This window comes from Alkalibacterium iburiense, assembly GCF_039521845.1.
In the GTDB taxonomy this organism is placed as follows: domain Bacteria; phylum Bacillota; class Bacilli; order Lactobacillales; family Carnobacteriaceae_A; genus Alkalibacterium; species Alkalibacterium iburiense.
Window position 1 is genome coordinate 1 of sequence record NZ_BAAACW010000006.1, and the last position, 9,144, is coordinate 9,144.

Genomic DNA, 9,144 nt, shown 5'->3' on the forward strand with positions numbered 1-9,144 from the left:
AAAATCGCACTGTTAACAAGGAAAAGTAGTAAACCGGTTAGGTTTTGACACCCTAACCATAGTTTCTTACATTTAATTAACCCTTCTTTACTAACACAGACATCCTACCAAACTCCTTCATTTTTACATTAAAAAAAGCCCTGCTCATAAACAAAAAAGCTTACAAGCAAGGGCGAAGGACAGCTTCACGGTTCCACCTTGTTTCTGTACATGTGTACACTCAAAGAGACTGCTAGAGTCTAAAGACTCATCAGTCAGGTATTTTTAACGGGTACTAACCGTTACCATTTACTGCCATAAAAGGCTTCAATGATAAGATTCAGAGATGCACTTCCAACCATTAGACCTTGTCCTTTTCCACCGACCGGACTCTCTGTATCAGGCATAACAGCTGTACTCTTCTCTTCACTATCGTTCAGTTGATAAATTTATAAAACTAACTATAACAAACAGGAGGCTCACTGTCAAAAAGTAAGTGAATAATAAACTCTGTTTTTTATTTATACTTTAATTATCGAAAAGCAGTTGAGTTTATACGTCCTGTCTTTTATTTAAAAGACTATAAATGGACGAGTGAGATCATAGTTAACTTTAATCCTCGATAGGAGCGTATGTATGTTTACATTAGGTAGAAAAATAGATTTAAGTTATAAAACTAATTTGATGATTGTACTTTTTTCGATTGCTACCTTGGTTTTTTCTTGGCTTTGGCTAGGAGAATTATCAGCTGGTATCTTTTTAGGTGGCAGTGTGTTCTTAGCCTGGGCCTTATCGAGAGAACTTAACCCAGCTCAACCTTATTCAGCCTTTTTAACTGTTGTCTTTTCTCTTGTCAATCTTCTGTTTTTTGAAACCATTCACATTCTTATTGTCCTTTGGCTCCTCCTTTTGCTCAGATTAGTTAATGGTATCACTGGCAAAAAGCTAACCCTATTAGATATTCTTTCTTTATTCGGATTCACTCTGTTCCTTTCTTTTAACAAGGAAAGCAGCTTATTCCTTCTAATTTTTACCCTAGCCATGACAACAATTTGTTTGTTTTCAGACCGTCAGAAGTTAGGCATCATTGTCACTCCAATAGCTGGCATCCTGTTCATTGTACAAAACATATGGATGGATACCTTATCGTTGCTTAACCTTGCCCAGCTCTCTATATTGAATGGGGTACTCATAACTGTTTCCAGTTTATCTGTGTTCGTTTTCTGGTTTTTATCAAAGATTCCTACTCCGGATGACAGCGGAGGGACAGCTAGCCCTTCCAGGGTTTTCGCTGGACAGCTCCTTTTCAGTGTTGCCGTGCTTTTGATGGTGTTCGACAATCAGTTATCGGTAAATGATCAGTTTCTTTATTTAGCCGTGTTTGCGGGAGTTAACCTCTATTATTTGAGTTCAAACGTTTTGTTTAACTAAGTTTCTTCAGCTATAAATAAACACACGCTTCACGTTAGCAAGGGACTAACCTGCTAAGCAAAGCGTGTGTCTTGCATTAGTTTTCTAAATTTAAAAAGATGGCATTAACAGCGACGATAACTGTAGATAATGACATTAATATAGCTCCGACGGCTGGCGTCAAGGAAATTCCTATGGGTGCCAGTACTCCGGCAGCTAATGGAATAGCCAAGAAATTATATCCGGCACCCCATACTAAATTCTGCTTCATTTTACGCGTTGTTTTGTTCGCAAGTTCTATAAATGACTCAATGTCCCCTGGATCTGACTGAGTTAAAATGACATCTGCTGAATCCAAAGCCACTTGTGTTCCCGCACCTACAGCAACACCAACATCCGCTAGAGCAAGGGAAGGGGCGTCATTTACTCCGTCTCCGACCATGACGACCGTTTGACCCTCTTTTTTCAACTGATCGACTAAATCATATTTATCTTGCGGTGACAGGTTTGCTTTATAATCCATCCCTAATTCTTCAGCCACACTCTTAGCCGCTTCTTCATTATCTCCCGTTGCCATTAACGGTTTAATCCCATTATCTTTTAATCTTTGAATCAACTGGGCACTCGATTCTTTTATTTCATCTCCAAGTGCAATCGACCCGATGGCTTCGCCTTCTTCGGTTAAAACACTTAAAGTAGAACCGGCTGGTATGTCTACGTTTATGTCTTTCCCATACGCTTTCAGGCTGATTAATTCATAGTTCTTTCCATTTGCTTGACCTTTGACACCCGATCCTGACAGCACATCCACAGAATCAAATGAGACAGGTTTTATATTTTCAATGTCAGCATAGTCAACAATGGATTGAGCGATAGGGTGACTGGACCCGCCTTCGATTCCTGCCATTAACGCAGTCAGCTCTTCTTCTGAGTAGCCTTCTTTTAGGGGTGTCACACCAACAACCTTGAATTCACCTGTAGTGAGTGTTCCTGTTTTATCCAATACCATCACATCAGCATTCTTCGCCAATTCTAAAGCATGACGGTCTTTAACGAGTAAACCGCGTCCCGCACCCAAGCTCGTACTTCTAGCTACAACGAGCGGAATAGCTAGGCCTAAGGCATGCGGACAGGCAATGACTAAAGTCGTTACCGTAAAGACAATGGCCGTCTGTAAGTCAACGGACACTAACCAAACAACAAAGGCTATAATGGCTGCCGCCACAGCAATGTAAAAGAGCCAACCCGCTACTTTTTGAGCTCTATCTTCTGCACGAGACGGCTGGTTCTGAGCTTCACCAATTAAGGATTGAACTTGAGAGATAAAGGATTTTTCCCCAGTTTCTTTTACCTCTAAATAAATAGCTCCTTCCCCATTGGTCGATCCGCCAATAACTTCGTCCCCCGTTTTCTTTTCAACAGGTTTGGATTCGCCCGTCAGTAAAGATTCGTTTACTTTGGTTTCACCACGGATAATGATACCGTCTGCCGGAATGCTTTCTCCAGCTTGTACACGGACGATGTCTCCTATTTTTAGTTCGGATACAGGGCGGCTCACTACTTCGTCGTCCTCTAATATAACCTGAGCCTCTTTAGGGAGAAGTTCAGCTAAAGACTGCTGTGCATCCCCTGCTTCGCCCACTGCTCTCATTTCTATCCAATGCCCCAGCAGCATGATTAAAATGAGCGACGCGAATTCGAAGAAATAGTCCATGACGTGCTCCCCTGTCGTATAACGGGCAATCACAGCATAAACACTGTAAAAATAAGAGACCGTTAGACCAAGCGAAACTAAGGCCATCATTCCCGGTTGTTTCTGTTTAAATTCATTTATAGCCCCTTGATAGAATGGTTTCCCCCCGTAAAAAAATAGACCAGTTGACAGAACAACGGCAAGTATGTCCGAATACGTAAAAGTGAATTGAAGAGGCAAGGTAATACCCATCATTGGGGATATAATCATGATGATTAAACCGATTGGCAATGATCTAAAGAAAAGTTCTTTAAAGTTCCCATGATGGTGATGGTGTCCCCCGTGGTCATGGCCTGCATGGTGATGTTCTTCCTCTACTTGATGGTCATGATGCGCATGACCCACATGTTCGTCGTGACTTGAATGATTATGATGTTTACTCATATAAATCCCTCCATTTTTTGTTTACATTTGTAATCGTTAAGCCTAGTTTATAACCGAAATCTATTCATGTCAAGTCTTAGCATCTAAAAAAGCAAGGTTAGACTGTAACATCTAACCTTGCTTCTACATATACTTCTTTTTATCTCGCTTTTGTCGCTTCATTACCTAAGAAAGCTTGCAGCATCCAAATAGTCAGGTCCACATTTTCTTTCATAGCAATAAGCATATCATTCGACACAAAGTCTCCAGCATCTTCTGTTAACTGAATCCCTTTATCTAATGACGTACGCAGTGTTTCGTAGTCTTCGATAACCGCTCTAACCATGTCAGTTTCAGAAAGATTCTTATCTTCCGGGTTCTCTTTAATGACAGAATGTTCTGTAAATTCTTGTAGTGTAGAATACGGCTCTCCACCTATAGCCAGTAATCTTTCCGCTACTTCATCCATATCCTCCGTAACCTTGTCATAGAGTTCTTCAAATTTTTCGTGAAGTGCAAAAAAGTGGGGTCCTTTAATATACCAATGGAACTGATGCAGTCGTGTGTAGAATACTCCTTGAGTTGCCACTAAGCTGTTGAGGTAGTTCTTAACTTCTGTGTTAGCCATATATATGTTCCTCCTGTTGTTATTTATAATATTTATTACTTTATAATTATTATAAAGTATAACTGATTCATTGTCAATGCAAATGCTTTTTTATGCTATACTTACTTAATGGAACAAAATGGGAGGTGCCACATGCACTATGATGCGACCGATCCAAACCACTATCTCAGCTTGCTCGAAGAAGATTGGCGCAAAGACAAGCTGCTTGACGTTCGTCAACTTATACTATCCTATGCCCCTGAACTCGAAGAAAGCATCCGATATAAAATGCTTAACTTCGGAAAAGGAGAGTCCTATGTGTTCGCTCTAACGGCACAAAAGCATTACGTCAGTTTGTATGTCGGTTCAATCGAAAAAATTGATCAGTCCGATGTCCTGCTGGCTGGCTATAATTACGGCAAGGGCTGTATACGAATCCGTAAAACTATAGACATTGACCAGACTGAATTAGAAAGGTTTATCCAGAAAACCGTTAATCTTTGGCGTGCTGGCGAGGACATTGACTGTTAATTTATTCCAAGCTTAAGTCCAGAACAGGCCCTTCAGGTACGATACCTGTGGGGTTTATGTTTGTATGACTGCGGTAGTAATGTTCTTTAATATGATTGAAATCAATTGTTTCTGCTACCCCTGGCCAGTTATACAATTCTTTCGTATAACGCCATAAATTCTTATATTCTGTTAAACGTCTGATATTGCACTTAAAGTGACCATGATAGACACTGTCAAAGCGGATAAGTGTGGTAAATAAGCGCCAGTCCGCTTCAGTTATTCTACTTCCAGCCAAGTAAGGTGTTTCACCTAACATAACTTCTAAATCATCTAGAGCATTAAATAACTCTGTAACCTCTTCCTCGTATACCTCTTGTTTGGTCGCAAAACCAGCCTTGTAAACCCCGTTATTGACAGCATCATAGACTTTATCGTTAACCGCATCAATCTTATCTCGTAACTCTTCCGGATAATAATCCCCTTCTAGAGCACCCACTTCATCAAAAGCCGTATTTAACATCCGCATGATTTCAGACGATTCATTATTGACAATCTTATCCTGCTTCAAATCATATAACACAGGTACCGTTACACGGCCACTGTATTCGGGTTCTACATGAGTGTAGATTTCATACAGATACGTCGCATTTATAACAGGATCGGGGATGACCCCTTCCGCTTCTTCAAACGTCCATCCATTTTCCGCCATCAACGGGTTGACGATAGAAACAGATATCATCTCTTCCAGTCCTTTTAGTTTACGCATAATCATTGTACGGTTAGCCCAAGGACAGGCATTTGCTACATAGAGATGATACCGATTCGGCTCTGCTTTGAACCCACCTTCTCCACTGGGTCCGGCGCCCCCATCTGGTGTAATCCAGTTCCTAAACTGTGACTCGGTTCGAATAAATCGTCCATCATTTGCCTCTGTGTCATACCACTTGTCATGCCATTTTCCATCTACTAATAATCCCATACTAATCCCCTTTCGCATTATCTTCATCACTCTCATTATATGGATAACACAAACTTTAAACAAATAATAGTCATTGTGAATTCTTTGAATCCTTAATAATAAAGCAGATAGTTATCCTGGCATTTGTTTGATATAATAGAGATGACAAACAGGGATAACAAAGCAAGCCGCATGCGACAAATGAATAGGAGAGGATTTTTAAATGGATATAACGAGTTTACGCCGTTTCATGGTTGTGGCCAGTGAAGGCAATATTTCTAGAGCAGCCAAATCATTAGGCCTGTCTCAATCCACTTTATCTAGACAAGTGATGGATTTAGAGGAAGAACTGGGTGTCACCCTCTTCATTCGAGGCAATCGACAAGTCACACTGACGGAAGAAGGAACCTATCTCTTATCAAAAGCGCAGGAAATTATCTCACTGAGTGATAAAACTCAATCGGACTTGCGGAATTTAGGTTCTCTTGTCAATGGAGAGATTTATATCGGTATTGGTGAAACGGCCGGCATGTCTTTTGTAGCCGACAAAATAATTGACTTGAAAAAACAGTTTAACCACTTATCGTTTCATCTTTATAGCGGAAATGAATTGGCTACGATGCACAAATTGGAAAATGGGTTAATTGATTTTGGTATCGTCAGCCAATCGATGAATGTGTCCACTTATCAGTCCATCTCTATTCCTCTTAAAGATGAATGGGGAGCTTTATTTAACCGTAAGCATCCACTGGCCAATGAAGAGACAGTTACGCGAGAGCAGTTAATGGGGGAACCCCTCATAGTTCCGCGACAAGAAGAAGCGATGACGCCTATTTACCAATGGTTTGGTGTGAGTCGAGAAAAACTGAACACCGCTGCTACTTACGAACAGATTACCCATGCCGCATTATTAACAGAAAAGAACATCGGAGTTAGCATTGGATTAAAAGACTTAGTTTATACGACTAATCATCCCTACTTGTCTTTTATACCATTTGACCCCCCTTTAACTTCTCCTATTAAAATCGTCTGGAAAAAAGCTCAGAACTTTTCTCCTGCCGCTCAAGTTTTTCTGGACTACTTATTAGAAACAGAAGCAGATTAAAAGCAGAGCCTCTCTCCTTAGTGAGACAGGCTCTACTTTTTTCTATTTTCTTCTTCGTTTCACCACCCAATAAATGATTCCAGCGATAATGCCTAGAATAAGCAAGAATGGCAAAGCATAAATTAACCATATGAGGGCATCCTGGAGCCAATAATAAAAGGCAAAGAAGGAATCCACAAAGGCGTCACTGGCCCGTCTCAAGAAGGAAGCTCTTTCTTCTCTTGAATGAGCAATACGTGGACGCTCCCATACCGATAGATTCACTACGGTATAATCAATGAGTTGATCGTACTCATCTAATCGGGATTGCAAGACTTCTCGTTCCTGAATGGTACTACTTAGTTGATTTTCAATTTGCAAAATGTCTTCTATAGATTCTGCTTGTTCAAGCAACTCATTTAACCGGTCTTCTTTATTTTGAAGAACTCCGATTCGCGACTCTGTATCCCGATAACTTTGAGTCACATCTTCAGAACCCAATTCTTCTCTGACTTTATAAGCATCCATTCCCTCTAAGTCATTTAAAAAGACCGTGAGTGACTCGGTAGGAACACGCAAGGTATAGTCAATCATTCTGTATTGCTGGTTAGAAGCTGTCGGGTTCGAAATACCTGACGGTTGATAGCTCGATTCGGAAGAATACTCGACGTACGCATCATGGCTGGACACCGTTTCCATTACATGGCTAGTCGTGACCTCAAAGTCAAATGTTTCATATTCTAAAAAGACTGTTCGTATGACTTTTTCTCCAATTAAGTCTCTTCCTGATTCTCCCTCCGCTTCATCAAACTCTTCCCAGTTAGCTGAATCGCCCACTGACTCTTCATATCCAGCCCCGGAATCCGTACTCGTATCCTCACCTGCCCTGTCTTGTGGACTTCCACAAGCCGCTACAACAAAGGCAAGTAAAAGTAATAGAGATAACCTCACTGTTTTTGTCATTTTCACTCCTTCTTTCCTAATGTATCGTTTACATTTATCTTTATCATATCACTCTTACACCTAACCAATCATCGGATTTTTTCCTAATGGACTCATTTAATGATGAGCGTCTGTTTCATATACCCATCCATTTTCCCCATGGTAGACCATTTGCTTAGACATTCCTCCATCAACAACAAATTCTTGCCCCGTTATGAAGCCTGATTTTTGAGCATCCAGCAGATAATCAACCATGTGAACAATATCTAGCGGGTTCCCAACTCTATTAACGAGATGCTGACTGAGGTCTTCGTGAGATAAAGCGTCTCTTTCCTCATAGCTCTGGTCGGATATCGTATCAATCCAGCCCGGGCTAATGGCATTGACTCGCGCTTTACCTTTCAGACTATTGGCCATAGCATGGGTAAGAGATAATAGAGCGCCTTTTGAGCTGCTGTAACTTTCATCGTTCGGCATGCTTTGATGATTTCTTGTTGATGACAGGAGTATAATACTAGCTTCCTGTGACAAACAAGGCTCAAACTGTTGCGTGAGATAATAGGCTGTTCCTACATTGACTCTTAACACTTCCATAAAATCTTCCAAGCTTGCTTGTGAGACCAAGCCTCCGTGATTAATAGCTGCATTATGAATAATCCCGTCAATCTTCTCGGTTTGTTTTCGAACGAAGCCTATAAAGTCATCCAAATGAGATTTTTCAGCTAAATCCCCATAGAAAAAGTGAAGGTTTTTAGTTGCTAGCTTCTCTGTCACTCTTTTACCGGCTTCTTCATCTATGTCCATTACATACAGATTGACCTGATCAGCCATCTGTTCAACAATAGCCCGTCCAATGCCATTGGCTCCACCCGTTAAAACAATGGTTTTCATATTATTCTCCACTCTTCTCTTGGCTGTCTTTAGGGAACATAACCTTTACATTTTTAAGTCCATTTTTCATGAATTCTTCTAAATAAATATCTTCTTTTGACCAGACTTCTCTTAAAAAGGTCTCTCTATCTATCTTTTCAGTCTTTAACTTTTGGAGTCTTTCTACATCTCTCATTCCTAATTTGTAAGCTAATTCCGTCCAGAATACTTCTTCATCATACTCTTTCTTGTACTCAGAAATGATGCCATCCTCAAACTCTCTTGTTTCGTAGTATTCTCCATCTGCACTGTCTTTTTCAATTAAATGGTCATAACCCATCTCCTTTGCGAAAGAATAGATGTATTCTCTAAAGTCATTATATTCTTCCACATAGTCATCGCCAGATCGAATACCATTAACCATAAAATCTCCTAGATATAAAAGTTCAATCAGTGCAAGGTATTGTTTTTTTGTGATATTTATTTTCATCATGCGTCCTCCTCCGTTTTTTCTACCCTTATTTTAACACTCTTATTGACCATACACGATAAGCAAATTAACCTTTTGAATTCTTTTTATTTGTTATACTTATTTTCACTAGTGTTGCATAAAACTTCCTAATAAACGTTGTGTTCATTGTTACGATTATCACAAATGCTTTTCA

At 40.2% G+C, this 9,144-nt stretch carries 9 protein-coding genes and 1 other annotated feature; of the genes, 3 read left to right on the plus strand and 6 right to left on the minus strand.

The features are described 5' to 3' along the window. Nucleotides 1-165: 165 nt before the first annotated feature. Nucleotides 166-418, minus strand: a binding site (T-box leader). Between the two features lie 197 nt (nt 419-615). Continuing rightward, complete coding sequence (locus ABDZ53_RS00225) at nt 616-1,410, plus strand: hypothetical protein (protein ID WP_343752780.1); 795 nt, start codon at nt 616-618, stop codon at nt 1,408-1,410. A gap of 76 nt (nt 1,411-1,486) precedes the next feature. Here ABDZ53_RS00225 and ABDZ53_RS00230 read toward each other — a convergent pair whose 3' ends face one another. Both ABDZ53_RS00230 and ABDZ53_RS00235 read right to left on the minus strand, forming a co-directional pair. Continuing rightward, on the minus strand, nt 1,487-3,526 hold the full coding sequence (locus ABDZ53_RS00230; RefSeq protein WP_343752782.1) for a copper-translocating P-type ATPase: 2,040 nt from the start codon (nt 3,524-3,526) through the stop codon (nt 1,487-1,489). A gap of 139 nt (nt 3,527-3,665) precedes the next feature. Continuing rightward, entirely contained in the window at nt 3,666-4,133 is a 468-nt protein-coding gene (locus ABDZ53_RS00235; RefSeq protein WP_343752784.1) for a Dps family protein, read from the minus strand. A gap of 132 nt (nt 4,134-4,265) precedes the next feature. Between ABDZ53_RS00235 and ABDZ53_RS00240 the strand changes: the two genes are divergently transcribed. Further along, the gene (locus ABDZ53_RS00240; protein ID WP_343752786.1) at nt 4,266-4,643 is read left to right on the plus strand and encodes an iron chaperone; all 378 of its coding nucleotides are present in this window, start codon (nt 4,266-4,268) and stop codon (nt 4,641-4,643) included. 1 nt (nt 4,644) lies between these two features. Here the strand turns inward: ABDZ53_RS00240 and ABDZ53_RS00245 are convergent, their stop codons facing one another. Beyond that, a complete protein-coding gene (locus ABDZ53_RS00245) occupies nt 4,645-5,604 on the minus strand; it encodes a glutathione S-transferase family protein (protein WP_343752788.1) in 960 nt (319 codons plus the stop codon). A gap of 202 nt (nt 5,605-5,806) precedes the next feature. On the opposite strand from ABDZ53_RS00245, the gene ABDZ53_RS00250 reads away from it, so the two are divergent. After that, nucleotides 5,807-6,688, plus strand: a complete 882-nt coding sequence (locus ABDZ53_RS00250) for a LysR family transcriptional regulator (protein ID WP_343752790.1) — start codon at nt 5,807-5,809, stop codon at nt 6,686-6,688. Between the two features lie 42 nt (nt 6,689-6,730). Here ABDZ53_RS00250 and ABDZ53_RS00255 read toward each other — a convergent pair whose 3' ends face one another. The 3 genes from ABDZ53_RS00255 to ABDZ53_RS00265 form a co-directional block, all read right to left on the minus strand. Further along, on the minus strand, nt 6,731-7,630 hold the full coding sequence (locus ABDZ53_RS00255; RefSeq protein ID WP_343752792.1) for a DUF4349 domain-containing protein: 900 nt from the start codon (nt 7,628-7,630) through the stop codon (nt 6,731-6,733). Nucleotides 7,631-7,726: 96 nt separating this feature from the next. Then, a complete protein-coding gene (locus ABDZ53_RS00260; RefSeq protein ID WP_343752794.1) occupies nt 7,727-8,500 on the minus strand; it encodes an SDR family oxidoreductase in 774 nt (257 codons plus the stop codon). Nucleotide 8,501: 1 nt separating this feature from the next. Continuing rightward, the gene (locus ABDZ53_RS00265) at nt 8,502-8,969 is read right to left on the minus strand and encodes a hypothetical protein (RefSeq protein ID WP_343752796.1); all 468 of its coding nucleotides are present in this window, start codon (nt 8,967-8,969) and stop codon (nt 8,502-8,504) included. Between the last annotated feature and the right edge of the window lie 175 nt (nt 8,970-9,144).